The sequence below is a fragment of the Xylophilus sp. PBN-3R genome (assembly GCF_057747805.1).
This window is the reverse complement of sequence record NZ_CM173225.1, coordinates 1,380,953-1,407,098: the sequence shown is the minus strand read 5'-3', so window position 1 is coordinate 1,407,098 and position 26,146 is coordinate 1,380,953. Positions and strand designations below refer to the sequence as shown.

Sequence of the window (26,146 nt, the reverse complement as noted above, 5' to 3'; positions counted from 1 at the left end):
TGGCAGGACCTCGGCCCAAACCCCGACGGAAGCGCTGAGCCATGGCTTCATGGAAAAGGTCTGATGCGGCCACCTCCACGGTCACGCCGCGCTCTTGAGCCACACGTTGGACCTGCGCAAGCTCACGTTCAGTGAGTGCCATAAGGGTCTCTTTTGAGTTCAAAAGGAGTTACCGGAAAGTGGCTGCAGAGATGCCGAAGAGGTGGCGAGAAGAGACCAACGAGTGCCTCTTCAGGCCGCTATGAGTGACTGTCCAGCGCCTCGCAAATCGGAGCCGTACTGACCAGAATTGCCCACATGCAACACCTCTTCAGCCTTGCGCAAAACCATCTCTCGAATGAGCGCCGCTTTCTGTTCGCCGGTGTAGGCGCACAGGGCCTCGACCAGCGCCGCCTCGCGGTCGCTGAGGCTCAGCTTCACGAAATGCTTGCGGATCAAAGTTGGGTCGGAATACATGGCTTGCTTTCAGGTGCAAAGGGTTTGCAGAAATTGGTGGGGTGCGGCACGTCAGGCGGGCGGCGTGGAAAGGGATGGCTCACCGCGCACGAAGAAGCAGCGGAGGCGCTGGACTGGCTTCTGGGCCACGACTCAGCCTTCAACGCGGCTTACACCGCGCGCAAAAAGGAAGATGGCCAAGCCGGCAAAACAGCCCAGACCCAGGCCGAGCAGCAGGCCAATGGCCAGGCTTGCGAAGAAGGCAACGGCGGGGCCCATCGCTCAGCCCTCTGCTCTGGCGGGCTCGGCGGGGGTGGCTTGCGCGAAATCGAGAAGGGGTCGACCGCATGGGTGCGGCCAGCCGGCGTCCTGAACGCGGACCCACTTGAGGTCAGGCCGCAATTCTTCGCACGTCACCTTGCCGTCGGTGGCGCGCTCAGTAGGCGGGCACTTGTCGTCGGGGATGCGGCGCTCGCCGTTCGCCCATTGGTTGACGGTAGGCGGCTTGACGTCAAGGATGCGGGCCAGCGCGGCCTGGCCGAGAACGACTGCAGCGGCGGCTTTGATTGCGGTTGTGCTCATGACCGACATGATAAGGCGTCGCCTTACTTAGTCAAGGCATTGCCTTATCGATATTTCACCTGAGACAGTAAGGCAATGCTTACTGGCAAAGAACTAGGCGTCGCCATTCGTGAGGCCATCCAAAAAAAGGGCGTGACCCAGCGCGCGCTCGCGCTTGCTTTCGACGTGAAGCCGCCATCAATCCAGGACTGGATGAACAAGGGGACCATCGGCAAAGACAAGCTGCCGGCTCTATGGGAGTACTTCCAAGACGTTGTTGGTCCCGAGCATTGGGGATTGGACCGCTACCCACAGTGGCAGATGCAGCGGCAGTCATTCCGTGAATTTCCTGATGCAGCGCCTGTTGCCCAATTCCTGCCTGGGTTCGAAGAACTCAGCATCCCCGTCTTGGCGCAGTCAGGTTCAATGGGTCCTGGGTCGGATTCATTGCCGAGTGATGTTGTCCGCGGCCGGCTGACCGTCTCGCCGCAGTGGGCACAGCAGCACGTCAAGCCGACTGACCTGAAAAACTTGCGGTTCATCCACGGTTACGGTGACTCCATGGACCCGACCTTCGTAGACGGCGACATCCTGCTTGTCGATGTTGGGGTAAAGGATCCGAAGGTCGACGGTGTCTACGTTATGGAGGCCAACGACCGGATCTATATCAAACGGGTCCGTCAGCGCATGGACGGCTCGTTCGAGATTAGTAGCGACAACGTCAATGTGAAGACGGTCGATGTGCTGAATGGCGACCACCAGGTCGAAATTCACGGCCGGGTTGTTTGGTGCTGGAACGGAAAGAAGATGTGATGACTGATCCAACTGCAGGCGTTCCACTGTTCGCCTTTTTCGGCCCCGTGGTCTTCATCCTGTGCCTGGTGCTTGCCGTGGTCTGGATCATCTTGCCGTTCGCCATCTTTGGCACCAAGCCGATCCTGCGCGAGCTATTGGCGGAGCAAAAGAAGGCAACGGCCGCGCTGGAGCATCTAGCACGGTCGTCAGACGAGCAGCGGAAATCGTTAGCCGCCCTGCTGGACCGGCGGGAGTCATGAACCTTGCATGTTGATTTAATCGCGGACCCACGATGACATCGGCGAGTTTTACCGCTTATATCGATGAATCAGGGGATGAGGGCTTTACTTTTTTGCCAGATCACAAGGGTAGCTCCCGGTGGTTTGTTCTTTCCGCTGCAGTATTCAGATCAAGCGCGCGTCTTGCGCCAGTAGAGGCGCTCAAAGAGAGCCGAATTCTATTAAATAAAGACGCAAAAAAAGCATTGCACTTTAGGGATCTGAGACACGAGCATCGTGTTGCATACGTCAACACCCTTGCGAAATATCCATTTCGCACAATAACCATAATCAGCTACAAGCCGGATATTCCAGACCCCGAAAAATTTCAGCAGCAAAAAAGCATGCTGTATCATTACCTCACCAGACTTCTTCTCGAGCGCGTTTCATGGTTATGCCGCGATAACCCAAAAGATGGCGACGGCGATGGGTGTGTGGAATTTATTTTTTCAGATCGGGCTGCGATGTCTTACGAAGACCTTAAGCAGTACATCGATTTATTGAGGGTTCAATCCGCATCTGGGCAGGTCAATATCCATTGGCCAACCGTCGACACGACAAGAATAAGAGCAGCTGCACACGCTCAGTTGGCCGGTCTACAAGTCGCTGACGCCGTGGCTTCAAGCATGTTCTTCGCCTTGCACTTCAGCCCATACGGCTTCGCCGAACCAAGCTACGCACAGATCCTAAAAGGCCACGCGTACCGACACCGAGGGAGGCGGCTAGGCTACGGCCTGAAGTTTGTTTCGGACTTCGGCGACCTGAAAGAAAAAATGCCACACGTTGGTGTGGCATTTGGGAATTGGTGACAGCCCCCAGCTTCGAGGATCCCACCCATTAGGGCTGCCGTCTTTCGACGACCTCTACAAGGTGCTGCGCTTGACTGTCCCGGCAATTGTATGTGGATACGATAGCCCCTGCTACACCATGAGGTAACGTCGCCAAAGAAGTTGTGCAAAGCTAGGCCGCCCACCGGGGCGGCTTTTTTTCGTCTACCGAGCGACGTACACACGAGGCGCCATCATCGCCGTCCGCTCATTGATCACGGTGCCGAGGTCAATGAAGCGCTGCAGCTCTGCCTCGGTCAACCGATCTGCGATCAACGCCAGGTTGAACGCCAGCGATGCCGGCAGGTCACGCACATAGGAGACCGGGCCGGCGGGCTTGGTCATGCGCTGGAGAAGTTGGTTTGGGCACATGTCGCGACTGTGAGTCGGGCAAGTTTCAGCAACGTGTCACGCGCCACAGCTGAACCTATGTCGGAAGTAAGGCGTTGCTCATAAATAAATAAGGCTATGCCTATTGACACTCAGTAAGGCGTCGCCTTATTCTTGCGCCTATCAACCTGATGGAGCGCACCTTGCACACCAACACCCGCACCCAGCCGGCCCTCCGCGCCGCCTACCCCGCCTCTCTGGCAATCCTTGCCGCCGCAGGCAACGCAGCGCAGATCGCTGCTGACTTCCGCTCGAAGCACGCGGTCGATGACTGCGACATGGAAGCCCTGGCCGCTGCTGCCCGCCGCGCTCCGTTCCACGTTGAAGAAGCGCACCGCGCACCGGCCACCGCTCGCCACCTGGTCGCGATGGGCGGTGTGGCATGAGCCGCAGCGGTTATTCCGACGACTACGACGAAGACGGCACCGGCGGTCTTTGGCGTGGTGCTGTGACCCGCGCCCTCAAGGGCAAGCGCGGACAAGCAATGCTGACCGATCTGCTGGCTGCACTCGATGCGATGCCGGTGAAGGTCTTGGCACTCGAATCGCTGGTCACCGCCGACGGCCAGTACTGCACGCTGGGCGCACTCGGTGCCGTGCGCGGCATCGACATGAAAGCCATCGACCCGGAAGACTGGAATGCCGTGGCGAAGGCCTTTAACGTGGCTCCTGCCCTGGTCCGAGAGGTCGTTTATGAAAACGATGAGGCCGGCGACGCGTTGCGTTGGGACAAGCCCAAGGAGACCGATGCCGAGCGCTGGTCGCGCATGCGTGCCTGGGTTGCCGCACAAATCACCACGACTGGCGGTGCAGCATGAGCCAGCCACTCAACTACGACCCGACCGACCCGGACAAGATGCGCCTGCCGGCCGGCGTCGCATGCGGTGACTGCGGGCACATCCGCCGTTGCAAGGCCATCTACGGCCACACCGAGACGGACACCTATTGCGACTGGTCGCCGTCGCGATTCTTTCAGACGCCGGCTGCCGTGCCCGCTGCTGTGGTGGTCGCCACCCCCTCCCCTGTTCGTGACGACTGCCGCGTTCTGCACCTGATGGTTCAACAGGGCGGTGCCTTCGTTCACCACATCGCCCGGGCCTGGCTCAGCGCCGATCCCCAAAACCGCGCCCGGCTGGCTACCGCTTTCGCCGATGTCTACGACCGGTACGCCGCGCAGGTCCAAGCCACCGCCGACAGCCGCAATGAGGTGACCGCATGAGCTTCGCCCCTCGACACGGCGAACTGCCGGACGACGTGAGCCACCGGCACAACGAGACCGTGTACCGCTGTTCCAACTGCGGCGTTGACAACGTGCTGCACTGGCATCCGAAGCTGACCGGCGCCGCTGTTTGCAGCCGCCCGGAATGCGGCTGGGCACTGGACGCCCGCGCCGAAATTGCTGCGGAGGCCGCATGACCGGTGCCAACACAGACCGCCGCGTGGCTGACCGCCGCCAGGACCTGGCTGCCATGGGCGCCACTGCTGAGCAGTTCCGGCACCGCGCCAAGCTGGCAGAAGACCAGCGCGACATGCTGTTGGTCGAGCTCAAGGCCGCTCACCGCATCTTCCCGGTCCTGCTTGCCGAAATGACCAGCGAGCAGAAATTCCGCCTGATGCGGCGTGGCGATCTGGCTGACATCAGCCCCGAAGGTCTGACTCGTTATCACGAGCGTGCTGCCGCCATCGCCATGGTGGCCGGAGCCGCGTAATGAACCGCGCCACCCTCACCGCCTTCATCGCCCTGGCGCTGATCCTCCCGACTGCCTGGGAGACCAACCACGACAGCGAGACCGAGCACGCTACGGCCGACACGGTGCTGGACCGCGCTGCCGAGTCGGCGCAACTGCAGGCTGATGTGCTGTTTGCGGAGGTCCGACCATGACCCGCCACTACTGCGAAACCTGCGGCGGCGATTGCGCTGGCCGGTGCTGGGGCATCAGCCGCCCCACCGACGTCCCACCGACTGCCGTGGAGGTCGACCCGCACCTTCGCGCCGTCGTCTGGCGACTGCTGGTCGTCGTCGGCTTTGCGCTTCTTGCCGGGCTGGTGATGGCCGCCAGCGCATGGGCCAAGCCGCTGCCGGCCACCGCCCTCGCCTACCGCTCCCAACACCCCAGCGCTGTGCAGCCCGCACGCCGCCGGCATCCATCTACCCATCCAGAAAGCGCCGAATGACCGCTATCACTCAAACCGAAACCTCCGCTCTGGCCGTCCGCAGCGCCAGCGCAGGCGCCCTCCTGATGGACGGCGCGAGCATGGAGCGCCTCGAGCGCCTCGGCACGCTCATGGCCAGTGGCAAGGTGTCGGTGCCCCAACACCTGCGCGGAAGCCACGGCGACTGCTTCGCCATCGCTTTGCAGTCCATGCAGTGGGGGATGAACCCGTTCGCGGTCGCACAGAAAACCTTTCTGGTTAGCGGCGTGTTGGGGTACGAGGCCCAGCTGGTGGCCGCGGTGATCAACAGCAGCGGTGCCGTGCACGACCGTTTCCATTTCGAGTGGTTCGGCGCGTGGGAAAAGATCGTCGGCAAGTTCAAGGAGGTCGAGTCGAAGACCAAGAAGGACGACAACGGCAACTTCAAAAAATACATCGTGCCCGCGTGGCAGCAGGCCGACGAGCAGGGCTTGGGCGTTCGCGTCTGGGCCACTATAAAAGGCGAGGCCGAGCCCCGTGTGCTGGAACTGCTGATGACCCAGGCACGCACCCGCAACAGCACGTTGTGGACGGAAGATCCGAAGCAGCAGATCGCCTACCTGGCGCAAAAGCGCTGGGCCCGCCTCTTCACACCAGACGTCATCCTGGGCGTCTATACCCCTGACGAACTGGCAGAGCCCGCTGAGCGCTTTATGGGTATGGCCGAAGTGGTCGGCGCAACACCGGCACCGCCCGCCCCGGCCGCAGTCGAAGCCTGGCCGGATGCGTCTTTCAAGGCCCGCCTGCCGAAGTGGCAGAAGGCCGTCGACGGCGGCAGCAGTCACGAAGAAATCATCCGGTTCGCCGAAAGCAAAGGCCTGCTCAGCGAAGAGCAGAAGACCACGATCCGCGCACTCCGGCCAACCGCCGTGGCGGTGGTCAAGGTCACCTTTGCCCAGGTCAGCGACGGCATCCGCTTGGCTACCAACCTCGATCAGCTGGCAGAGGCCGCTGACCTCATCGGCGAAATCCCTGACGCCGAACAACGTGCCGAGCTGACAGCCCAGCACGAAGCCCGCCAATTCGACCTGACCTGAAGGCACTGCCATGCAAACCCACCAACTCCAACAGGGCTCCGAAGCCTGGAACGAATTCCGCCTGCGGCACCACGGCGCCAGCGAGGCAGCCGCCATGCTGGGCCTCTCTCTCACCACAAAGCGCAGCGAATTGCTCCGCATGAAGCACACCGGCATCGCCAAAGAGTTCGGCGACTGGGTGCAGAGGAACATCCTCGACCACGGCCACCAGGTCGAGCACAACGCTCTGCCGCATGTCGAATCGATCATCGGCGACGACCTCTACCCGGTGACCTGCTCGGACGGCGCAATCTCGGCCAGCTGCGACGGACTGACCATGGCCCGCGACATCGCTTTCGAGCACAAGCAGTGGAACGAGCGCATCGCTGCGCTGGTGACCGCCGGCGAAGTACCGCCCGAGCACATGCCCCAGTGCCAGCAAGTGCTGATGGTGACGAAGGCTGAAAAGCTCATCTTCGTCGTGTCCGATGGGACGCCCGATCGCATGGTGTGGATGTGGGTGTATCCCAATCGCGCATGGTTCGACCGCCTGCGGGCTGGCTGGGCGCAGTTCGACGCCGACCTGGCCGCATATGTCCTGCCGGGCACCGCCGAGCCTGAAGCGGTTGGCCGCACGCCGGAGACACTGCCAGCCCTGCGCATCGAACTCACCGGCGCGGTGACCACCAGCAACCTGTCGGCGTTCAAGGAACACGCCCTGGCCGTGTTCGGCGGCATCAACCGCACGCTGGTGACAGACCAGCACTTCGCGGACGCCGAGAAGACGGTGAAGTGGTGCGGTTTCGTGGAAGAGCGCCTGGCTGCCGCGAAGGACCATGCGCTGAGCCAGACGGAGAGCATCGACGCCCTCTTCCGCACCATCGATGAGATCTCGGCCGAAGCCCGCACGGTGCGCCTCGAACTGGACAAGCTGGTCAAGACCCGCAAGGAACAGCGCCGCGGTGAAATCGTTGCCGGCGGCATAGCCGCGCTGCGCAAGCATGTCGATGACCTGAACACTCGACTCGGCAAGGCCTACATGCCGGCCGCGACCGCAGGCGCTGACTTCGCTTCGGCCATCAAGGGCAAGAAGAATTTCGAGAGCATGCAGGATGCCGTCGACACAATGCTGGCCAACGCCAAGATCGCGGCCAACGAAAAGGCCGACCTGATCCAGGCGAACCTGAACACGCTGCGCACGCTGGCCGCCGAGCACCCGTTACTGTTTGCCGATGCGCCGCAGCTAGTGCTGAAAGCCAACGACGACCTCACTGCCCTGGTGCAGAACCGGCTCGCCGAGCACAAGCGCCAGGAAGAAGAGAAGGAAACCGCCACCCGCGCCAGCATCCGCCGCGAGGAAGAAGAACGCGCCAACCGGCTGGCCCGGGAGCAACAAGAAGCTGATGAGCGCCAGCGCCAAACCACCGCCCGTCAAGAAGCTATCGACGCGGAGAAGCGGGCCCAGGCCGGCATTGCCGAAGCGCGCGCCACCGCCGCGCTTCCCGCGCCGCTGCTGGAGGCACTGGCCGACACGGCCGCTCATGTCTGTGCAGAGACCGTCTCCAAAATCGACGCCGGCCAAGTCATCGCCAGCGCTCAGCGGCCCGCAGCCGCGCCTGCCCGGGCCGCCGACGAACCCGGCCCGGCCACGCTGCTGATCGGCGGCATCAATCGCCGTCTCGGCTACGACGTCAGCGCGGTGTTTCTGAAGTCGCTCGGCTTCGAGCCGGCCCGCATCGACGGCGCCCGCCGCTTCTACCTCGACAGCGACCTGCCGCGCATCGGTCGTGCGATCGCTGCGCACACCTTGCGCATCACGGAAATGGTGGTGGCCTGATGGCGCACGTCACGACCTTACATAACACCTGCAGCCGCTCAGCGTCCTTGCGAGGTGCATCCCGCATTCGTGATGGCAAGAACCGAAGCGACTTCGGAAATTTGGTCGCCGAGCGCCTCCGCAATCATGTCCGCATACCGCTCCAGTGCAATGCACTCATCCAGAACGGAAGGTCTCGGCAACTCACCCTGTCCACGCGAAAACTCCTGGTAAGCATGCACGATGGCTGCCCGAGCCGCGCGCGCCTGGCAGTTCGCAATTTGCCATCGCGTGTAGACATCGGACCAATTCCGGTAGCTCTCGTCAATTTTGCTCATCACGGATGTACGCAAATAGGGGATGAACGCACCGTAGCACCGGCTCATCCGAGCGACGTAACTGCCGTTGTCAGCGCCTTGGCAATCACCAGAGGCCAATCAACGAAGGTGTTCGGTCTCTTCTCCACGCCAATTCGTGAACGTCTGATCGATCAGCCTCAACTTGAAACGGGTCTGGAAGTCCGTCATTGCCGCCTCGCGCATGGCTGCCTCACTGTCCCCAACAACCTCACCGCCAATCAACGGAAGCCACTTGCCGTCCGCTGTTTCGGTCTGTCCGTGCCATCGGCCAACGCCTTTATCGAAAGTCAAAAACACCACAAAGCGGACATCAGTCCCGGCCTCGTCTTTCATCATGCCCTCGAACTTTGTTCTCGTTTCCACCGCTGCGCTCCACATGTTTGCGCGAACAGTAGTTACTCACACATTGCCTGCTTCGTAGGAAAAAAACTAAGCCGCTCGTCCGCATTCAGGCTTCTGGTTAGCCTGGAGAAAGGCGCGGCATGAAGCGCGACCTCATCTCGCTCGGCCTACCCTTTGCCGACGAACTCATCATCGACAACTTCGCCGGCGGCGGCGGCACGTCGACGGGCCTGGAAGCCGCGTTCGGCCGCCCGGTGGATAACACCACTCCGTTGCAACTATCGGCGGCCACGGTGCGGCACGAATTTGCTCCCGCCTCGCACGATGCCGCCGTCGACACCCTGTTTTTTAAGCCACGCCTCGATCATCAGCTCCGTTACGTCACAACGTTCGATAAGGGCGGCATTTCGCTCTGTGACATGCCACTGCAACTCGTGGAGTTCGTCGACGCTAGGACGCTCAAGCGATTCGACCCAGTTGATTTTCTCAAGCGTGAGATTTACTGCTCCAAGCACAGCGGCATCCGGATAGCTAAGCAGCGGTACCCCGCGCAGCAAATTCGCCCAGCCTTTCAGCTCGTCAACTCCGAATCCACTATTGGGCATCAACTGGCCAGTAATGTTCATCGCCATCGCGCTTGCTCGGCAAGAAGCAACGGCGGTCAAAATCAAAATGGCTTGGTCAGCGCGCCCGGTTTTCGTCTGGATTTGCTGCGCGCGAACTTGCCACCATATGCCCGCGCCAGCGCCAGCAACAGCGACTACAGAAAAAAAGGCTTGCACCCAAGCAGCCCATGCTTGCGCGTCCAATTTCGCATCAATACAGGCCCAATAGCCGGCCCCGAGCACACCAACGCCAACGCCAAGACCAATCCACCAGCGACCTTCGCAGACCCACCCCCACACGTTCTTCATGTCCGCATCTCCCTAGGGGGCGCAGTATGAGCGAAACCACCGCCATTGAATGGACCGACGCCACGTTCAACCCGTGGGAAGGCTGCCAGAAGGTTGGCCCGGGCTGTGACCACTGCTACGCCGAGACCCGCAACGCCCGCTTCGGCGGTGGTGTCGCGGTCAACTGGGGGCCAGGTGCCCCGCGGCGCCGCACCAGCGTGTCGAACTGGAACCTGCCGAAGCGCTGGGACCGCGAGCATGCCGAGTTCTTCGCCCAGCACGGCCGGCGCCGTCGGGTGTTCTGTGCCAGCTTGGCCGATGTGTTCGACAACGCCGTGGATCCGGCCTGGCGCGCCGACCTGTTCGACCTGATCCGCACCACGCCGAATCTCGACTGGCTGCTGCTCACGAAGCGCATCGGCAACGTAAAAGGCATGCTGGAAAAGGCGATCGGTGGCGGATGGTGGGCGTCCGACTGGCCCAACGTCTGGATCGGCGCGACGGTGGTGAACCAGGCCGAGGCTGACCGGGACATCCCGAAGCTGCTGGCGTTGCCGGCTGCAGTCCGCTTCCTGTCCATCGAGCCGCTACTTGGCCGCATCGACCTGTGCGAAACCTTGGGCATCTGGTGGAACCAGACGGCCGGCGCGTTCGAGTCGACCAGCCAGCGGATGAACCCGGATGGTCTGGACTGGGTAATCGTCGGCGGAGAAAGCGGCCCCGGCGCGCGGCCGATGCATCCCGACTGGGCGCGCACGCTGCGCGATACCTGCGCGGCAGCCGGCGTTCCCCTGCTTTTCAAGCAGTGGGGCGACTGGCTCCCGGCCATGCAGGACGGTAACCCGGCCGTGCCCCAGCAAATTATCAACGCGAGCGATGTGCCGATCCACGTCGGAAAGAAAGCCGCCGGGCGTCTGCTCGATGGCCGCACGCACGACGGCTATCCGGGAGTCGCCGCATGAACGACGCCTACGAAACCTTCCTGCGCCAGAAGATCAAGCTGGCCAACTTCAAGGGCTTCGATGTGGCCGAAGCCGAGGTAAACCCCCGGCTGAAGCCTCACACCCGCGACGTGGTGCGTTGGGCCGTCCAGGGCGGCAACCGGGCGGTCTTCGCGTCGTTCGGCCTGCACAAGACTGTCACCGCGCTGGAGATCCTGCGACTGATCGGCATCCACCGGCCGGGCCTGCGCCTGAACGTCTGCCCGCTGGGTGTGCGCCAGGAATTCACCGGCCAGGCCGTGGAGCACTTCCACGGCGAGTTCGCCATCGATGTGCGTTTCATCCGCAAGGACAGCGAGATCGATGACCCGGCGACGATCTACCTGACCAACTACGAATCGGTGCGCGAAGGCAAGGTCACGCCGGGCCTGTTCCGCGCCACCAACCTCGATGAGGCCAGCGTGTTGCGCAGCTATGGCAGCAAAACCTATCAGGAGTTCCTGCCGGCCTTCGCGCCGGTCGAGTTCAAGTTCGTCGGCACGGCTACGCCGAGCCCGAACCGCTTCAAGGAACTGATCCACTACGCCGGCTACCTGGGCGTGATGGACACTGGCCAGGCGCTGACCCGCTTCTTCCAGCGCGACAGCGAGAAGGCCGGCAACTTGACGCTCTACCCGCACAAGGAAGAAGAGTTCTGGCTGTGGGTGGCGAGCTGGGCGGTGTTCATCCAGCGGCCGAGCGACCTGGGCCACAGCGATGTCGGCTACGACCTGCCGGCGCTCGATGTCCGGTACCACGAGATCCCCAGCAACTATGAAGCGGCCGGCGTTGAGAAGAACGGCCAGGGCCTGCTGATCCCCGACTTGGCCATGGGCCTGTCGGCCGCTGCCACCGAAAAGCGGGACAGCCTGGACGCCCGGGTGGCGAAGGCCGCCGAGCTGGTGGCCGCGGATCCGGATGACCACTTCGTGATTTGGCACGACCTCGAGGATGAACGCCGCGCCATCCAGGCGGCGGTACCGGACGCGGTGAGCGTGTGGGGCACCCAGGACCTGGACGCCCGCGAGCAGCTGATCGTGGACTTCGGCAACGGCCTGCATCGCGTGCTCTCCACCAAGCCGGTGATCGCCGGCAGCGGCTGCAACTTCCAGCGGCATTGCCACCGCGAGATCTTCGCGGGCGTCGGCTTCAAGTTCAACGACTTCATTCAGGCCGTCCACCGGGTGCACCGGTTCGGCCAGACGAAGCCGGTGCGTATCGACATCGTGCACACCGAGAGCGAGCGGGAGGTGCTGCGCACCCTGCTGGCGAAGTGGGCGCAACACGAAGAAATGGGAAAGAAGATGACCGAAATCATCCGCAAGTTCGGCCTGAGCCAGTTGGCCATGCAGGAGACCCTGGCCAGGACCATCGGCCTGCAGCGCGTCGAAGTGAAAAGCGAACGCTTCACCGTGGCGAACAACGACTGTGTGCGTGAAGCCCGCCTGCAGCCCGAAAACTCGGTGGGCCTGATCGTCACCAGCATTCCGTTCGCCAACCACTACGAATACACGCCCAGCTACGAAGACTTCGGCCACACCGAGGGCAACGAACACTTCTGGGCGCAGATGGACCACCTCACGCCGGAACTGCTGCGGATCCTGCAGCCGGGCCGCATCTACGCCTGCCACGTCAAGGACCGGATCAACTTCGGCAACGTGACCGGCTTCGGCCTGCCGACCAGCAGCCCGTTCCACTGCGAGGCGACCATGCACGGCATAAAGCACGGCTTCGACTACCTGGGCATGGTGACGGTGGTGACGGACGTGGTGCGCGAGAACAATCAGACCTACCGGCTGAGCTACTCGGAAATGCTGAAGGACGGCTCGAAGATGGGCGTGGGCTCGCCGGAATACATCCTGCTGTTCCACAAGCCGCAGACCGACCGGACGAAGGGCTATGCGGACAACCGCATTGCCAAGACCCGGGCTGACTACAGCCTGGCCCGCTGGCAGGTCGACGCGCATGCCTTCTGGCGCTCCAGCGGCAACCGTCTCATGTCGGCGGAGGAAATGGCGCGGCTGAAGCCCGGCGATCTGGTGAAGACGTTCACCGAATTCAGCTTGGCCAACGTCTACGACTTCGAATACCACTGCGAGGTCGGCGAGCGCTTGCAGGAGCGCGGCGCCCTGCCGGCGACCTTCATGTCCCTGGCGCCGGGCAGCGCCGACCCGGCCGTGTGGCACGACGTCAACCGGATGCTGACGCTCAACAACGAGCAGTCCAGCCGGGCTGTCGAAAAGCACGTCTGCCCGCTGCAGTTCGACATCGTGGACCGGGTGATCGAGCGGTACAGCAACCCGGGTGACGTGGTCTACGACCCTTTCCATGGCATCGGCACGGTGGGCGTGCGGGCCATCAAGAAGGGCCGATATGCCCGCGGCTCCGAATTGAGCCCGGCCTACTTCAAGGATCAGCTGCACTACCTGCGCGCCGCCGAGCGCGAGGTGTCGATGCCGGATCTGTTCAGCCTGGAAAGGGAGGCTGCATGAAAGCCCATCAGCACTCGTTTTTCGACGGCAGCAAGCGCCTGCAGATGACCGACTCTATCGAGCTCACCATCCAGTCGCTGCAGGCTTACGGCCCGGACCACGCCGACTGGGGCATCGCCTGGTCGGGTGGCAAGGATTCCACCGCCACGCTGACCCTGATCGTCTGGCTGATCGACGCCGGCAAGATCCAGCGGCCGCGCTCCCTCACCGTTTTCCTTGCGGATACCCGGCAGGAATTGCCCCCGCTGTGGGCGGCCGCCATGCAGATCATCGATGAGTTGCGCGAGCGCGGTATCCGCGTCGAGATCGTGACCGCGCCCATGGATAAGCGCTTCATGGTCTACATCCTTGGCCGTGGCGTTCCACCGCCCAACAACAACACGCTGCGGTGGTGCACTAGGCAGATCAAGATCGACCCCATGCAGGCCGCTATCGAAGAGCGTCTGGCCGATATGCCCGGTAACTTCCTGATGATCACCGGCGTTCGTCAGGGAGAGAGCGCCATCCGCGACGCACGCATCGAAATGAGCTGCGGCAAAGACGGCGCCGAATGCGGCCAGGGCTGGTATCAGCAGGTGCTGCCGCAGGCGAAGGGCCTGCGCGGCCGCATCGCGACGCTGGCGCCGCTGCTGCACTGGCGCGTTTGTCACGTCTGGGAGTGGTTGAAACACTGGGCGCCCACAGCCGAATTCGGGGACTGGAGCACAGCCGCCATCGCGGACGCCTATGGCGGCGACGAGGCAGAGGAAATCAATGCCCGCACCGGCTGCATCGGCTGCCCGCTGGCGCAGGAAGACACTGCGCTCAACACCGTGCTGCGCAATCCGGCCTGGGCATACCTTGCGCCGCTCACGGGCATCAAGCCTCTGTGGCGCGAACTGCGTGAACCGCGGCATCGCATCAAGAAGGCGGGCATCGAGCGGCTTAAGGATGGCAGCATTGCCAAGAACCCGCAGCGTATGGGGCCGATCACCCTGGAAGCCCGGCTGATGGCACTCAACCGCGTGTTGGCGATTCAGGCCGAGTGCAACGCCGCAGCAGCCGCGCAGCGCCGGCCGACCATCAGCCTCATCAACTTGGCCGAGGAATTCCGGATCCGGGAGCTGATCGCTGCGGGCACCTGGCCTGACGGCTGGGAGGGCGACGAGCCTGCCGCCGACACCGTCATGGAGACGATCTACCAGAACGGTGCGGTGCAACCGCTGCTTTTCAGCGCGGAGGACGCATGACCACGCTCAATTTGGCCCTGAAGGCCGCCTACTTCGACCAGATCGCCGCCGGCACGAAGCCGGAGGAATTCCGGCTGGCGACGCCGTACTGGCGCAAGCGCCTGGCAGGCCGCACCTTCGACAGCATTGTGCTGACCAAGGGCTACCCGCCTGCCGCCAACACGTCGCGCCGCATTGAACTGCCCTGGCGCGGCTGCCGGCTCACCACCATCACCCACGAGTTCTTCGGCCCGGATCCGGTCGAGGTGTTCGCCATTGCGGTGTCGGCACCCTCCCCCACCGCTACTGACGTCTCACAATATTCCAAGCACGACCGGGCTCCGGGTGAGGATGGAATGCCCTATGGCTGAAGCACAAGAAAGGAGGCCATCGATGTCCGCCCTCTTCCTCGAAAACGACGAACTGGTGAAGCTCACCGGCCGGCGCTTCAAGTCGCACCAGATCGCCTGGCTACGCAAGCAAGCCATTCCGTTCCGGGTGTCCGCCACCGGCCACCCGGTGGTGACGCGCAGCGCCATCGACACCGCCGCCAACCAGGTTGGGCCAATGCGCACCGGTTGGACGCCTCGCGTCATTGCAGGAGCTTGAGGATGGGAAGGAAGCCGACGCGCTGGACCAACCTGCCCCGCGGCATGCGCGCCCGGCCGCGAGGAAAGAAGATCTTCTACTACCTCGACACCGGCGCCAAGCCGCGGCGCGAGATCCCTTTGGGCAGCGACTACGTGCTGGCGGTTCAGAAGTGGGGTGAGCTCACCTCGGCGACCAAGCCGGCGGCGGCCGAGGGCACGTTCGTCCATTTGAAGGAAGCGTACTGGAAAGAGGTCCTGCCTTCCAAAAGTCCGCGCACGCAGAAGGACAACGAGAAAGAGATTATCTGGTTGCTGAAGTTCTTCGGTAATCCGCCAGCACCACTCGAAGAAATCGAGGCCAGTCATATTCGCCAATATAAAACGTGGCGAGTTAAAGAGGCTCGACTGGCTGAAGAGGCGCGCAATGTGAATCGAATCAAAGCCGGTCGGGCAGCTTTGCCAATCGATCCGAAACTCGGCCAAGTGCGCTCCAATCGAGAAACTGCTCTGTTCTCGCATATGTGGAATTTCGCGCGGTCAGAGGGTTATACCAACCGACCAAACCCCTGCACCGGTATCGCGAAGTTCAAGGAATCAGGCCGGGACACCTACGTCGGCGACGAACTGCTGGCCAAGCTGCTCAAGCATGCTGGCCCGCCGTTGCGCTTCGCCGTGCGCCTGGCAGAGTTGACAGGCCAGCGCCCCGCCGATGTGCGCGGGATGAGCGAGAAGCATCTGCTCGACGGCGTGATGCATGTTCAGCAGGGCAAGACCGACAGCAAGATGCGGATGGTGATCGAGGGCGAGTTCAAGGCACTACTGGCCGAAATCAAGGCCTACAAAGCATCGCTTGGCGTTCATGCCATGCAGCTGCTGGTCAACGAGGATGGAAAGCCGCTGACAGTCAGCATGCTACGCAGCCGGTTCGATGATGCGCGTGAGGCAGCCGGCATCGCGAAGAAGGATTTCCAGTTCCGCGACCTTCGCGCCCGTGCGGCTACCGAGGCCGACGATGCCGATGGGATCCGGCGCGCACAAGCGCTTTTGGGTCACACGACTGAGGCCATGACGGCCGACTACATCAGGCACAAAGCCGGCAAAAAGGTACGGCCGCTTCGCTGATTTGCGGAACAGTGCCAATTAATTGCGGAACAACTGTGCTGCGGGAAGACGCGCTCACTCACCCGCGAAGCCGCATGGATATAGCGTGGTGCCTCGAACCGGAATCGAACCGGTACGCTCCGATCAAGGAAAGCGGCGGATTTTAAGTCCGCTGTGTCTACCTATTCCACCATCGAGGCAAGCTGCAAAAATCACCTGACCAGAAACCAGAAAGCCCCGCAACCTTAAGTCGAGGGGCTTTGTTTGGAGGCGCGATCCAGAGTCGAACTGGACTAACCGGATTTGCAATCCGGGGCATAACCGCTTTGCTATCGCGCCATCTGATTCATCACCACCAGAACGGCCTTGACGACCCCCTGACGAAAAAGGGAAGCCTGGGCTTCCCTTTCGAAATGTGGAGCGGGAGAAGAGTCTCGAACTCTCGACCTCAACCTTGGCAAGGTTGCGCTCTACCAACTGAGCTACTCCCGCGTTTGCTGCATTTTGCAAGCTTTGTTTTTAAACATCGTTTGCTGCAACGCCTCGAATTCTAGCGCAGTTTTTCAGACCTTTTCAAGCAGCCTGAAAAAATTCGAAGAATTTTCAGTGCTGGACGGACGCAGGGGTACCGCCCGCTGCCGGCACCGCCGGGGTGGCCGGTGGCGTAGACGCTTCTTCCTCCGTCAACGCCTGTGGCACTCGCTCCAGCGCCACTTCCAGCACAGCATCGATCCATCGTACCGGCACTATTTCGAGCCCATCCTTCACGTTCTCCGGAATCTCCTGCAGGTCCTTCACGTTCTCTTCGGGAATCAGCACCGTCTTGATACCGCCACGCAGGGCAGCCAGCAGTTTCTCCTTCAACCCGCCGATGCCGGTGACTTCGCCACGCAGCGTGATCTCGCCCGTCATCGCAACGTCGGCCCGAACCGGAATACCGGTGAGCGCCGAAACGAAAGCGGTGCACATCGCCGCACCGGCGCTTGGACCGTCCTTTGGCGTAGCGCCGTCGGGCACATGAATATGGATGTCTTTCTTCTCGAAGACATCGTCCCGGATACCAAGGCGCCGGGCACGGCTGCGCACCACCGTACGAGCGGCCTCGACGGATTCCTTCATCACGTCCCCTAGCGAACCCGTCCGGGTAATGACACCCTTGCCGGGCGTGATGGCAGCCTCGATGGTCAGCAGGTCGCCGCCGACTTCGGTCCAGGCCAGGCCAACAACCTGTCCGACCTGGTTCTGCTGCTCTGCCCGGCCGTAGTTGTACTTGCGCACCCCCAGGAACTCGTGCAGGTTGGCAGCATCGACGATCACCTGCGGCGCCATGTTCTTGAGCAACAGGCCCTTGACCACCTTGCGGCAGATCTTCGAAAGCTCACGCTCCAGCGAACGTACGCCGGCTTCCCGCGTGTAGTAGCGCACCACATCCCGAACGGCGTCTTCGGTGATCCGGAGTTCTTCGTCCTTCACCCCGTTGTTGCCCATCTGCTTGGGCAACAGGTACTTCATGGCGATGTTGGTCTTCTCGTCTTCGGTATATCCCGACAGGCGAATGACTTCCATCCGGTCCAGCAATGCCGGTGGGATGTTCATCGAATTGGAAGTTGCCACGAACATCACATCGGACAGGTCGAAATCGACTTCGACGTAATGGTCGCCGAAGGTGTGGTTCTGCTCGGGATCCAGCACTTCCAGCAGCGCACTCGAGGGGTCGCCCCGGAAATCCGTGCCCAGCTTGTCGATTTCGTCGAGCAGGAACAGTGGATTGCGCGTGGCAGCCTTGTTCAGACTCTGCAGAACCTTGCCGGGCAAGGCACCGATATAGGTACGGCGATGGCCACGGATCTCGGCTTCGTCACGCATGCCGCCCAGCGCCATCCGCACATATTTACGGCCGGTCGCCTTGGCGATCGACTGGCCGAGCGAGGTCTTGCCGACGCCCGGAGGGCCTACCAGGCAAAGGATAGGCGCCTTGACCTTCTCGACACGCTGCTGCACCGCGAGATATTCGAGGATGCGATCCTTGACCTTGTCCAGGCCGTAATGGTCTTCGTTGAGGACATTCTCGGCATTGGTCAAATCGTGCTTGATCTTGGTCTTCTTGCTCCAGGGCAGGCCGGTCAGCACGTCGATGTAGTTGCGCACGACCGTGGCCTCTGCGGACATCGGCGACATCAGCTTGAGTTTCTTCAACTCGCCTTCGGCCTTCTTCAACGCTTCCTTGGGCATCTTGGCGAGCTTGATCTTCTTCTCGATCTCCTCGATGTCGGCGCCCTCTTCGCCTTCGCCGAGTTCCTTCTGAATGGCCTTGACCTGTTCGTTCAGGTAGAAATCGCGCTGATTCTTCTCCATCTGCCGCTTCACACGGCCGCGGATCTTCTTGTCGACATTCAGGATGTCGACTTCACGTTCTAGTTGCTCGAACAGGTTTTCAAGGCGGGCGCGGATATCGTCCAGGTCCAGCACGGTCTGTTTGCTGTCGACCTTCAATGGCAGATGGGCTGCGATGGTGTCGGCGAGCCGACCCGGGTCGTCGATGCTGGAGATCGATGTCAGGATTTCCGGCGGAATCTTCTTGTTCAGTTTGACGTACTGGTCGAACTGCTGCATCACCGCACGGCGCAGGGCTTCGACCTCGCTGCTCTGGCGATCGGCCTCGTTCTCGGCCACCGGCTTCACGGTAGCGACAAAATGGGTTTCGGCATCCGTGATCTTTTCGACGGCAGCGCGCTGCTGGCCCTCGACCAGAACCTTGACCGTACCGTCGGGCAGCTTGAGCATCTGCAGGATGGTCGAGACGCAGCCGACAGCGAACATGTCGTCGACAGCCGGCTCGTCTTTTGCAGCGGTTTTCTGCGCGACCAGCATGATGCGGCGCTCTGCTTCCATCGCCAGTTCGAGCGCCTTGATGCTTTTGGGACGCCCGACAAAAAGCGGGATCACCATGTGGGGGAAGACGACGACATCGCGCAGCGGCAGCAGCGGGAGGTCGATCGGATCGGCGGGGAGAGGTGTGTGGCCGGACATGGAAATCCTAGTAAGAACCTGCTGCATGTGGTTCGCGCCCACGCCATTTCAAGCCTGGGCGCTGAACCAGTTCGTCGGCATGCCCGGCTATGCCGGTCACACCAAGAAGACTGCAGCTAAGAATAAGTCGAGACGCGCCTCGAGCCTGCAACAGGGCGCGACAAGGCGCCACTGCCGTCAGGCTTTCTTGGCGGCTTCGCGATAGAGCAGGAGAGGAGCCTTGTTCTCCTCGATCGTGCTTTCGTCGACCACCACCTTGTCGACGTTGGTGGCGTTCGGCAGTTCGAACATGGTGTCGATGAGGGCGTGCTCCAGGATGGAGCGAAGTCCACGTGCACCGGTCTTGCGGGCCAGCGCCTTCTTGGCGATGGACTTGAGCGCGCCCGGACGAATCTCCAGGTCGACGCCTTCCATGGCCAGCAGGCGGGCATATTGCTTCACCAGCGCGTTCTTGGGCTCGGTCAGGATTTGCACCAGCGCGTCTTCGCTGAGTTCGGTCAGCGTAGTGACCACAGGCATACGGCCGACCAGTTCGGGAATGATGCCGAACTTGATCAGGTCTTCCGGCTCGATGGCGTCGAACACCTCGGTGAGGGTGCGGGTCTGCTTGCCACGTACCGTGGCGCCGAAACCGATGCCCGATGCGTCGGTACGGGACTCGATGACCTTTTCCAGGCCGGCGAAAGCGCCGCCGCAAATGAAAAGGATGTTCGTCGTGTCGACCTGCAGGAAATCCTGGTTCGGATGCTTGCGCCCGCCCTGCGGCGGAATGCTGGCCATGGTGCCTTCGATCAGCTTGAGCAAGGCCTGTTGCACGCCCTCGCCCGACACGTCGCGTGTGATGGACGGGTTGTCGGACTTGCGCGAGATCTTGTCGATCTCGTCGATGTAGACGATGCCGCGCTGGGCCCGTTCGACTTCGTAGTTGCAACTCTGCAGCAACTTCTGGACGATGTTCTCGACGTCTTCGCCGACATAACCGGCTTCGGTCAGGGTGGTCGCGTCGGCCATCACGAAAGGAACGTCGAGCATGCGAGCCAGGGTCTGGGCCAACAGGGTCTTGCCGGAGCCGGTAGGACCGATCAGCAGGATGTTGCTCTTGGCCAGTTCGACATCGTCCTTCTTGGACTTTTCCTTGTGGCGCAGACGCTTGTAGTGGTTGTAGACCGCCACGGCGAGCGTGCGTTTGGCGATATCCTGGCCAATGACGTAGTTGTCGAGGTTGGCCTTGATTTCCGCTGGCGTGGGCAGGTCGCTGCGCGGCTCTTTCGGCGTGGCACCGTCCGGGAGTTCGTCCCGGATGATTTCGTTGCACAGATCGATGCACTCGTCGCAGATGAAGACCGACGGGCCTGCGATCAGTTTCTTGACCTCATGCTGGCTCTTTCCGCAGAAGGAGCAATACAGGGTCTTTTCGCTGGAAGAGCCTTTTTTCTCGGCCATGGGAGTGAATGCCTCAGGAGGTGAATACGAACATGATAGCGAAATAAAAAACGGCGTTTCCCATAGGGAAAAACGCCGCTTTCGCTACCGAATGGCGGCTCAGGCCCGCTTGGAAATCACCTGGTCGACCAGACCGTAGGTCTTGGCTTCGTCGGCTTCGAGGAAATAATCGCGTTCCGTGTCACGTTCGATCTTCTCGAGCGGCTGGCCGGTGCGTTCTGCCAGGATGCGGTTGAGTTGCGCGCGGGTTTTCAGGATGTCGCGGGCATGGATCTCGATATCCGTAGCCTGGCCCTGCATTCCGCCGAGCGGCTGGTGGATCATGACCTTGCTGTTCGGCAAGGCAAAGCGTTTGCCCTTGGCGCCTGCTGCCAGCAGGAACGCACCCATGCTTGCGGCCATGCCCGTGCACAGCGTGGACACGTCCGGCTTGATGAAATTCATCGTGTCGAAGATGGCCATGCCGGCGCTGACGGAGCCGCCGGGAGAGTTGATGTAGAACGAAATGTCCTTGTCGGGGTTTTCGCTCTCCAGAAACAGCAACTGGGCCACCACCAGGTTGGCGGTCTGGTCGTTGACCGGACCCACCAGGAAAATCACGCGCTCACGCAGCAGACGTGAATAGATATCGTAGGAACGCTCGCCGCGGCCCGATTGCTCGACCACGATAGGCACCATGCCGAGGCCTTGGGTTTCGAGTGCACTCATGTTTTCTCCAGGAAAGGGACGACTGACTGTATCGAAAAAAGAAATGGGGCCTGCGCCGCGAAGCACAAGCCCCACATGCGGCGGGCCTTCAAAAGACCCGGCCCTTTTTTCAGCCTTGCTGCTGACCTTGCTGGGCCATCAGCTCTTCGAAGGTGACGGCCTTCTCGGTGACTTGTGCCTTGGACAGCACAAAATCGGTCACGTTATTCTCGATGACCATGGCTTCGACTTCGCCGAGGCGTTGACGATCGCTCTGGTACCAGCGAACCACATCGGCCGGTTTTTCGTAGCTGGAAGCCAGTTCATCGATCTGCGACTTGATCTGCTCGGGCTTGGCTTCCAGGCCGTTGGCGCGAACGAGTTCGGCCACGGTCAGGCCGACACGCACGCGGCGCTCGGCTTGCGGACGGAACATGTCGTCGGGGATCGGGGCCTTGTCGGCGTCCTTCATGCCGCGGTTCTTCAGCTCGGTGCGGGCGTCGGCGACCATACGGTCGAGTTCGGCCTGCACGGCAGCGCGCGGCAGGTCGAGTTCGGCCTTGGAAACCAGCGCATCCATCGCGGCCTGCTTGTTGCGGGCCAGCACGCGGAACTTGACTTCGCGCTCGAGGTTCTTGCGGATGTCGGCGCGCAGGCCTTCGACGGTGGCGTCGGCAATGCCGAGCGACTTGGCGAACATCTCGTTGACTTCGGGCAGGTTGGCTTGCTCGATCTTCTTCACGGTGACCATGAAGTCGGCCTGTTTGCCGGCCACGTCCTTGCCGTGGTAGTCAGCGGGGAAATCAAGCGGGAAGGTCTTGCTTTCGCCGATCTTCATGCCGCGCACGGCTTCTTCGAATTCCTTCAGCATCTGGCCTTCGCCGACCGAGTACTGGAAGTCTTCGGCCTTGCCGCCGGAGAAGGTCTCGCCGTCGATCTTGCCTTCGAAGTCCACGGTGACACGATCGCCGTCGACGGCCGCCTGGTCGGCCGGGCGCTGCGAGAAGGTCTGGCGCTGCTTGCGCAGGATGTCCAGGGTGCGGTCGATGGCTGCGTCGTCGACATCGGCGGTCAGCTTCTCGACCTGCGCTTCGGCGATGTCGCCGATCTTCACTTCCGGGTACACCTCGAAGACCGCGTCGAAGGCCAGTTCGCCTTCAGGAGCGCCGTCTTTTTCGGTGATGGTGGGCTGGCCGGCGATCCGCAGGTTGGCTTCGTTGGCGGCGACCGAGAAGGCCTGACCGACCTTGTCGTTCATCACGTCGTACTGTACCGAGTAGCCATAGCGCTGCTGCACCACGCTCATCGGCACCTTGCCGGGACGGAAACCGTCCATCTTGACGGTGCGGGCCAGGCGCTTCAGGCGCACATCGACTTCGGACTGAATGACCGAAACGGGCAGGGTCAGCGTGATCTTGCGTTCGAGCTTTTCGAGGGTTTCAACGTTCACGGCCATGGGAGCTCTCTTTTCGTTGCTAGGCGTTTTTTAACTTAGCGTCTTGGCTAATCGGAGTGGTGCGCGGGGGGGGACTCGAACCCCCACACCATTGCTGGCGTCAGGACCTAAACCTGGTGCGTCTACCAATTTCGCCACCCGCGCGACCGGAAATCTTGTCGGTGGCTCGCCAGGAGCGAATCACCGCGGCAAATTGGTCAACCGAGGATTTTAACCTGCCCGCGACCCCTGTTTTGCGCACGGCAGATGCGTCACGTGGACAATGCGCCGCGTGACTCATTCCACGCCCTCCACAAACACCTCTGCGGCGGCTTCCGACCACTACGAAAACTTCCCCGTGGCCTCGTGGTTGTGCCCCCCTCGCTTGCGCCCGCCCATCGCCGCCATCTATGCCTTTGCCCGGACCGCGGATGACATCGCCGACGAAGGCGACGCACCGGCGGCCCGCCGACTGCGTGACCTTGCAGATTTTCGGGCCGACCTGCGGGCGGCAGCGGATACGCAGCCGGGCACCGGGCGTTGGCCGGAAGTCTTCACGCCGCTGGCAGGCCAGATCCGCCAATGGAAACTTCCGGTCCAGTTGCTGGACGACCTGCTGGACGCATTCGTGCAGGACGTCCAAATGACCCGCGATGGCACCTGCTACGCCGACCGGGGCGCCCTGCTGGGCTACTGCCGCCGCTCGGCCAACCCGGTCGGCCGCCTGTTGCTGCACCTGTACGGCATCGACGATGCCACATCGCTCGCACAGAGCGACGCCGTCTGCACCGGCCTCCAACTCGCGAATTTCTGGCAGGACCTCTCGGTGGATCTGCCCCGCGAACGGCATTACGTCTGCGACGCCGACCTGCTGCGTTTCGGCCTGCACCGCCGGACGCTCCAGGAGGGCCGCGATACCCCGGCCACCCGCGCGCTGGTGGCCGATGCCACCGACTGGGCACGCCGCCTGCTGCTGCAAGGCGCACCGCTGGCCTTGCGTGTCCCGGGCCGCACCGGCTGGGAACTGCGCCTGGTGGTGCAGGGAGGGCTACGCATCCTCGACCGCATCGCCATGCTCGATCACGCCACGCTGGCAAACCGACCCAGGCTCGGCAAGTCCGATGTTTTGACGATGCTCTGGCGGGCGTTGCGCATGCGAGCCCCGGCCAATGGGACAATCCGCGCCGACACATGAATCCAGAAGACTACGTCCAGCAAAAAGCAGCCGCCTCGGGCAGCAGCTTCTATTACGCTTTTTTGTTCCTGCCGCGCGAGCGCAGGGCCGCGATCACCGCTTTCTACGCCTACTGCCGCGAGGTGGACGATGTCGTCGACGACATGGTCGATCCACAGGTTGCGGCCACCAAACTCGCCTGGTGGCAGGGCGAAGTGTCCAGTGCCTTCGCCGGAAGGCCGAGCCACCCGGTGATGAAGGCCCTGATGCCCCACATACCGGTCTACGGCCTGGAAGAGCGCCAGCTACAGGCGGTGATCCAGGGTTGCCGGATGGACCTGGAACAGACGCGTTACCTGGACTTCCCCGCCCTGCAGCGCTACTGCCACCTGGTGGCGGGCGTGGTGGGTGAAGTCGCTGCGCGCATCTTCGGGCAGACCACCGAACAGACCACCGCCTACGCCCACCAGCTGGGACTGGCGTTCCAGCTGACCAACATCATCCGCGACGTCGGGGAAGACGCCATGCGGGGCCGCATCTACCTGCCGGTGAACGAATTGCAGCAGTTCGACGTGAAGGCCCACGAGATCATCAGCCGCACGTATTCCGACCGTTTCGTCGCCCTGATGCGCTTCCAGGCAGAGCGGGCGCGCGGTCTGTATGCCGAAGCGCTGGCCATGCTGCCAGCCGCCGACAAACAGACCCAGAAACCCGGGCTGATGATGGCGAGCATCTACCGCACGCTGCTCGATGAAATCGAACACGACAAATTCCAGGTGCTGAACCAGCGCGTCAGCCTGACACCGCTGCGCAAGTTCTGGCTGGCCTGGAAGGTGCAGGCGCTGGGTATCGTCTGATGCGCCGGCTGGGGGTGGTCGGCGCTGGCTGGGCCGGCCTGGCCTGCGCGGTGGAGGCGGTTTCGCGTGGTGATTCGGTCACGGTTTTCGAGTCGGCCCGCGGCCCCGGCGGCCGCGCCCGCAGCGTGGCCGGAAGCGAGCCCCTGCTCGACAACGGCCAGCACATCCTCATCGGCGCCTATGTCGAGACGCTCGCGCTGATGCGCAAGGTGGGTGCCGACCCCGACACGCTGCTGCAACGCCAGCCGCTCTCGTTGCGGTTCGCGGACGGCGGAGGACTGTCGTTGAAACCTGGCCGGGCGCTGCCGGCCCTCTTGCGGGGCATCGTGGGTGCGGGGGGCTGGTCGTGGGCCGACAAAAGCGCCCTGCTTCGTATCGCCATCGGCTGGCGTCTGCGCGGATTCCGCTGCAACCCTGGCCTGACGGTGGCCGTACTCTGCCGCGGACTACCGGCCCGGGTGATAGAAGAACTCGTCGAGCCGTTGTGCGTGTCGGCGCTGAACACACCCATCGAAGCAGCGAGTGCCGAAGTGTTCCTGCGGGTGCTGCGTGACGCCTTGCTGGGCACTACCGGCGGCAGCGACCTGCTGCTGCCGCGCTCCGATCTCGACGCCCTTCTTCCCGCTCCCGCGACTGCATGGCTGAAGGCCCGCGGCGTCACCATGCAGTTCGCGCACCGCGCCATGGCGCTGGAGGCTGAAGGCGCGGGCTGGAAGGTCGACGGCCAGTCTTTCGACCGCATCGTCCTGGCCTGTCCGCCCGGCGAGGCCGCCCGGCTCGCCACGATGGCTGCACCCCGCAACATCGACTGGCCTGCTGCCTGCCGCGAATTGCGCTTCGAAGCCATCGCCACCGTCTACGCCGAAGCCGCCCAGGGCCTGGCGCAAGCCATGCTGGCATTGCGCTGCACACCCGACGCGCCGGCGCAATTCGTGTTCGACCGGGGACGCCTGGGCGGCCCGGCAGGGATACTGGCTTTTGTGGTCAGCGCATCGCGGGACGAACGTGAAACCCTGGAAGCGAGCGTCCGGAAACAGGCCCGCCAGCAACTGGGAATGGAAGTGCGCCCTTTTGCCACCTTCATCGACAAACGTGCGACGTTCGCCTGCACGCCCGGTCTGCGGCGCCCCGCCGGACAGATCGCACCAGGGCTGTTGGCCTGCGGCGACTACATCGAAGGCCCCTACCCGGCCACACTGGAGGGTGCGGTACGCAGCGGACTGGCAGCTGCGAGGCAGGCATAAA

The 26,146-nt window shown here is 62.5% G+C and carries 31 protein-coding genes, 4 tRNA genes and 1 pseudogene; 22 read left to right on the top strand and 14 right to left on the bottom strand.

Going from position 1 to position 26,146, the window contains the following annotated elements; translation table 11 throughout:
• Positions 1 to 231: 231 nt before the first annotated feature.
• The 3 genes from AC3ANW_RS06420 to AC3ANW_RS06410 form a co-directional block, all read right to left on the bottom strand.
• Entirely contained in the window at positions 232 to 456 is a 225-nt protein-coding gene (locus tag AC3ANW_RS06420; protein WP_488344359.1) for a hypothetical protein, read from the bottom strand.
• 132 nt (positions 457 to 588) lie between these two features.
• Positions 589 to 714 (bottom strand): hypothetical protein, encoded by a 126-nt coding sequence (locus tag AC3ANW_RS06415; protein WP_488344358.1) that lies wholly within the window; start codon positions 712 to 714, stop codon positions 589 to 591.
• Positions 715 to 717: 3 nt separating this feature from the next.
• The gene (locus AC3ANW_RS06410) at positions 718 to 1,026 is read right to left on the bottom strand and encodes a YdaS family helix-turn-helix protein (RefSeq protein ID WP_488344357.1); all 309 of its coding nucleotides are present in this window, start codon (positions 1,024 to 1,026) and stop codon (positions 718 to 720) included.
• Between the two features lie 66 nt (positions 1,027 to 1,092).
• Between AC3ANW_RS06410 and AC3ANW_RS06405 the strand changes: the two genes are divergently transcribed.
• The 3 genes from AC3ANW_RS06405 to AC3ANW_RS06395 are packed head-to-tail and all read left to right on the top strand — an operon-like array spanning position 1,093 to position 2,878.
• Positions 1,093 to 1,809 carry a LexA family transcriptional regulator gene (locus AC3ANW_RS06405; protein WP_488344356.1) on the top strand — a complete coding sequence of 239 codons (717 nt, stop codon included), beginning with the start codon at positions 1,093 to 1,095 and terminating at the stop codon, positions 1,807 to 1,809.
• Positions 1,809 to 2,051: a hypothetical protein gene (locus AC3ANW_RS06400; RefSeq protein WP_488344355.1), complete on the top strand. Its 243-nt coding sequence runs from the start codon at positions 1,809 to 1,811 to the stop codon at positions 2,049 to 2,051. Before AC3ANW_RS06405 ends, AC3ANW_RS06400 begins: the two co-directional genes overlap by 1 nt.
• Positions 2,052 to 2,083: 32 nt before the next feature.
• Positions 2,084 to 2,878, top strand: coding sequence for a DUF3800 domain-containing protein (locus AC3ANW_RS06395; protein ID WP_488344354.1), 795 nt, complete (start codon positions 2,084 to 2,086; stop codon positions 2,876 to 2,878).
• A 183-nt stretch (positions 2,879 to 3,061) separates the two neighbouring features.
• Here AC3ANW_RS06395 and AC3ANW_RS06390 read toward each other — a convergent pair whose 3' ends face one another.
• Entirely contained in the window at positions 3,062 to 3,241 is a 180-nt protein-coding gene (locus AC3ANW_RS06390) for a hypothetical protein (RefSeq protein WP_488344353.1), read from the bottom strand.
• A gap of 188 nt (positions 3,242 to 3,429) precedes the next feature.
• Between AC3ANW_RS06390 and AC3ANW_RS06385 the strand changes: the two genes are divergently transcribed.
• The 9 genes from AC3ANW_RS06385 to AC3ANW_RS06345 are packed head-to-tail and all read left to right on the top strand — an operon-like array spanning position 3,430 to position 8,331.
• The gene (locus AC3ANW_RS06385; protein WP_488344352.1) at positions 3,430 to 3,672 is read left to right on the top strand and encodes a hypothetical protein; all 243 of its coding nucleotides are present in this window, start codon (positions 3,430 to 3,432) and stop codon (positions 3,670 to 3,672) included.
• Positions 3,669 to 4,103, top strand: a complete 435-nt coding sequence (locus AC3ANW_RS06380) for a hypothetical protein (RefSeq protein ID WP_488344351.1) — start codon at positions 3,669 to 3,671, stop codon at positions 4,101 to 4,103. The genes AC3ANW_RS06385 and AC3ANW_RS06380 overlap by 4 nt, the downstream gene beginning before the upstream one ends.
• The gene (locus AC3ANW_RS06375) at positions 4,100 to 4,504 is read left to right on the top strand and encodes a hypothetical protein (protein WP_488344350.1); all 405 of its coding nucleotides are present in this window, start codon (positions 4,100 to 4,102) and stop codon (positions 4,502 to 4,504) included. Before AC3ANW_RS06380 ends, AC3ANW_RS06375 begins: the two co-directional genes overlap by 4 nt.
• Positions 4,501 to 4,701, top strand: coding sequence for a hypothetical protein (locus AC3ANW_RS06370; RefSeq protein ID WP_488344349.1), 201 nt, complete (start codon positions 4,501 to 4,503; stop codon positions 4,699 to 4,701). Before AC3ANW_RS06375 ends, AC3ANW_RS06370 begins: the two co-directional genes overlap by 4 nt.
• Before the next feature lie 23 nt (positions 4,702 to 4,724).
• On the top strand, positions 4,725 to 4,994 hold the full coding sequence (locus AC3ANW_RS06365; RefSeq protein WP_488344348.1) for a hypothetical protein: 270 nt from the start codon (positions 4,725 to 4,727) through the stop codon (positions 4,992 to 4,994).
• On the top strand, positions 4,994 to 5,167 hold the full coding sequence (locus tag AC3ANW_RS06360; RefSeq protein WP_488344347.1) for a hypothetical protein: 174 nt from the start codon (positions 4,994 to 4,996) through the stop codon (positions 5,165 to 5,167). The genes AC3ANW_RS06365 and AC3ANW_RS06360 overlap by 1 nt, the downstream gene beginning before the upstream one ends.
• Positions 5,164 to 5,460 (top strand): hypothetical protein, encoded by a 297-nt coding sequence (locus tag AC3ANW_RS06355; RefSeq protein ID WP_488344346.1) that lies wholly within the window; start codon positions 5,164 to 5,166, stop codon positions 5,458 to 5,460. The genes AC3ANW_RS06360 and AC3ANW_RS06355 overlap by 4 nt, the downstream gene beginning before the upstream one ends.
• Positions 5,457 to 6,515: a RecT family recombinase gene (locus AC3ANW_RS06350; RefSeq protein ID WP_488344345.1), complete on the top strand. Its 1,059-nt coding sequence runs from the start codon at positions 5,457 to 5,459 to the stop codon at positions 6,513 to 6,515. Before AC3ANW_RS06355 ends, AC3ANW_RS06350 begins: the two co-directional genes overlap by 4 nt.
• Positions 6,516 to 6,525: 10 nt before the next feature.
• Positions 6,526 to 8,331, top strand: a complete 1,806-nt coding sequence (locus AC3ANW_RS06345; protein WP_488344344.1) for a YqaJ viral recombinase family protein — start codon at positions 6,526 to 6,528, stop codon at positions 8,329 to 8,331.
• Positions 8,332 to 8,369: 38 nt separating this feature from the next.
• Here the strand turns inward: AC3ANW_RS06345 and AC3ANW_RS06340 are convergent, their stop codons facing one another.
• Together AC3ANW_RS06340 and AC3ANW_RS06335 are read right to left on the bottom strand one after the other, a co-directional pair.
• Positions 8,370 to 8,648 (bottom strand): hypothetical protein, encoded by a 279-nt coding sequence (locus tag AC3ANW_RS06340; RefSeq protein WP_488344343.1) that lies wholly within the window; start codon positions 8,646 to 8,648, stop codon positions 8,370 to 8,372.
• 99 nt (positions 8,649 to 8,747) lie between these two features.
• Positions 8,748 to 9,005, bottom strand: coding sequence for a hypothetical protein (locus AC3ANW_RS06335; protein WP_488344342.1), 258 nt, complete (start codon positions 9,003 to 9,005; stop codon positions 8,748 to 8,750).
• 146 nt (positions 9,006 to 9,151) lie between these two features.
• On the opposite strand from AC3ANW_RS06335, the pseudogene AC3ANW_RS06330 reads away from it, so the two are divergent.
• The 7 genes and pseudogenes from AC3ANW_RS06330 to AC3ANW_RS06300 form a co-directional block, all read left to right on the top strand.
• Positions 9,152 to 9,313 (top strand): annotated as a pseudogene (locus AC3ANW_RS06330) (DNA cytosine methyltransferase); the annotation flags it as partial.
• 638 nt (positions 9,314 to 9,951) lie between these two features.
• Complete coding sequence (locus tag AC3ANW_RS06325) at positions 9,952 to 10,866, top strand: phage Gp37/Gp68 family protein (protein ID WP_488344341.1); 915 nt, start codon at positions 9,952 to 9,954, stop codon at positions 10,864 to 10,866.
• Positions 10,863 to 13,376 carry a DNA methyltransferase gene (locus AC3ANW_RS06320; RefSeq protein ID WP_488344340.1) on the top strand — a complete coding sequence of 838 codons (2,514 nt, stop codon included), beginning with the start codon at positions 10,863 to 10,865 and terminating at the stop codon, positions 13,374 to 13,376. The genes AC3ANW_RS06325 and AC3ANW_RS06320 overlap by 4 nt, the downstream gene beginning before the upstream one ends.
• Complete coding sequence (locus AC3ANW_RS06315) at positions 13,373 to 14,605, top strand: phosphoadenosine phosphosulfate reductase domain-containing protein (RefSeq protein WP_488344339.1); 1,233 nt, start codon at positions 13,373 to 13,375, stop codon at positions 14,603 to 14,605. Before AC3ANW_RS06320 ends, AC3ANW_RS06315 begins: the two co-directional genes overlap by 4 nt.
• Positions 14,602 to 14,955 carry an ASCH domain-containing protein gene (locus tag AC3ANW_RS06310; protein WP_488344338.1) on the top strand — a complete coding sequence of 118 codons (354 nt, stop codon included), beginning with the start codon at positions 14,602 to 14,604 and terminating at the stop codon, positions 14,953 to 14,955. Before AC3ANW_RS06315 ends, AC3ANW_RS06310 begins: the two co-directional genes overlap by 4 nt.
• A 22-nt stretch (positions 14,956 to 14,977) precedes the next feature.
• Positions 14,978 to 15,193 carry a DUF4224 domain-containing protein gene (locus AC3ANW_RS06305; RefSeq protein WP_488344337.1) on the top strand — a complete coding sequence of 72 codons (216 nt, stop codon included), beginning with the start codon at positions 14,978 to 14,980 and terminating at the stop codon, positions 15,191 to 15,193.
• Positions 15,194 to 15,195: 2 nt separating this feature from the next.
• Positions 15,196 to 16,296, top strand: a complete 1,101-nt coding sequence (locus tag AC3ANW_RS06300) for a tyrosine-type recombinase/integrase (RefSeq protein WP_488344336.1) — start codon at positions 15,196 to 15,198, stop codon at positions 16,294 to 16,296.
• Between the two features lie 86 nt (positions 16,297 to 16,382).
• Here AC3ANW_RS06300 and AC3ANW_RS06295 read toward each other — a convergent pair.
• The 8 genes from AC3ANW_RS06295 to AC3ANW_RS06260 all read right to left on the bottom strand — a co-directional run bounded on the left by AC3ANW_RS06295 (position 16,383) and on the right by AC3ANW_RS06260 (position 23,035).
• Positions 16,383 to 16,475 (bottom strand) — tRNA-Leu (locus tag AC3ANW_RS06295).
• Between the two features lie 65 nt (positions 16,476 to 16,540).
• A tRNA-Cys gene (locus AC3ANW_RS06290) sits at positions 16,541 to 16,614 on the bottom strand.
• A 77-nt stretch (positions 16,615 to 16,691) separates the two neighbouring features.
• A tRNA-Gly gene (locus tag AC3ANW_RS06285) sits at positions 16,692 to 16,767 on the bottom strand.
• A gap of 111 nt (positions 16,768 to 16,878) precedes the next feature.
• Positions 16,879 to 19,305: an endopeptidase La gene (gene lon / locus AC3ANW_RS06280; protein ID WP_488345370.1), complete on the bottom strand. Its 2,427-nt coding sequence runs from the start codon at positions 19,303 to 19,305 to the stop codon at positions 16,879 to 16,881.
• Between the two features lie 177 nt (positions 19,306 to 19,482).
• Positions 19,483 to 20,748, bottom strand: coding sequence for an ATP-dependent Clp protease ATP-binding subunit ClpX (clpX, locus tag AC3ANW_RS06275; protein ID WP_488344335.1), 1,266 nt, complete (start codon positions 20,746 to 20,748; stop codon positions 19,483 to 19,485).
• 99 nt (positions 20,749 to 20,847) lie between these two features.
• Positions 20,848 to 21,456: an ATP-dependent Clp endopeptidase proteolytic subunit ClpP gene (gene clpP / locus AC3ANW_RS06270; RefSeq protein ID WP_488344334.1), complete on the bottom strand. Its 609-nt coding sequence runs from the start codon at positions 21,454 to 21,456 to the stop codon at positions 20,848 to 20,850.
• Between the two features lie 109 nt (positions 21,457 to 21,565).
• The gene (gene tig, locus AC3ANW_RS06265; RefSeq protein ID WP_488344333.1) at positions 21,566 to 22,891 is read right to left on the bottom strand and encodes a trigger factor; all 1,326 of its coding nucleotides are present in this window, start codon (positions 22,889 to 22,891) and stop codon (positions 21,566 to 21,568) included.
• Between the two features lie 57 nt (positions 22,892 to 22,948).
• Positions 22,949 to 23,035, bottom strand: a tRNA-Leu gene (locus tag AC3ANW_RS06260).
• A 118-nt stretch (positions 23,036 to 23,153) separates the two neighbouring features.
• Here AC3ANW_RS06260 and hpnC point away from each other — a divergent pair.
• From hpnC to hpnE, 3 genes are read left to right on the top strand one after another with little or no spacing between them, the layout of a single operon-like run.
• Complete coding sequence (gene hpnC, locus AC3ANW_RS06255; RefSeq protein ID WP_488344332.1) at positions 23,154 to 24,065, top strand: squalene synthase HpnC; 912 nt, start codon at positions 23,154 to 23,156, stop codon at positions 24,063 to 24,065.
• Entirely contained in the window at positions 24,062 to 24,901 is an 840-nt protein-coding gene (hpnD, locus tag AC3ANW_RS06250) for a presqualene diphosphate synthase HpnD (RefSeq protein WP_488344331.1), read from the top strand. The genes hpnC and hpnD overlap by 4 nt, the downstream gene beginning before the upstream one ends.
• Positions 24,901 to 26,145: a hydroxysqualene dehydroxylase HpnE gene (gene hpnE / locus AC3ANW_RS06245; protein WP_488344330.1), complete on the top strand. Its 1,245-nt coding sequence runs from the start codon at positions 24,901 to 24,903 to the stop codon at positions 26,143 to 26,145. Before hpnD ends, hpnE begins: the two co-directional genes overlap by 1 nt.
• Position 26,146: the final 1 nt, after the last annotated feature.